The organism is Leucobacter sp. G161 (assembly GCF_001482305.1).
Taxonomy (GTDB): Bacteria; Actinomycetota; Actinomycetes; order Actinomycetales; family Microbacteriaceae; genus Leucobacter.
In genome coordinates this window covers 1-342 of record NZ_LOHP01000009.1, presented here as the reverse complement: position 1 = coordinate 342, position 342 = coordinate 1, and the positions used below count along the sequence as shown (strand labels likewise).

At 61.1% G+C, this 342-nt stretch carries 1 protein-coding gene; it reads left to right on the top strand.

Annotation, left to right across the window (positions count from 1 at the left end; genetic code table 11):
* Positions 1–342: LGFP repeat-containing protein (locus AUL38_RS00980; RefSeq protein ID WP_201023652.1), on the top strand; the 342-nt coding region annotated here is incomplete at both ends.

Genomic DNA, 342 nt, shown 5'->3' with positions numbered 1-342 from the left:
TTCCAGAACGGTAATGCGGTGTACTCCTCAACGACCGGGGTTGCAGCTTTCATGCAGACTGGGACGTTTGACAAGTGGGTTGCGAGCGGTGGCCCGACGGGAGCGACTGGGTTCCCGGTTCAGGACACCGTCGTGATTGACGGTCAGGGCAGTTATCAGGTGTTTGCGCGGCAGACTGTGTACTACGGGCCGTATGGCAAGCCGTTGGCGTTTAGCCCAGATGCGTACCGTACAGCGTATGAGAAGTCGGGCGGTCCGACAGGTCCTTGGGGCTGGCCCGCAGGGCCGGGGTTCCCTGTTGGGAAGGGGTATGCGGTTCCCTTCCAGAACGGTAATGCGGTG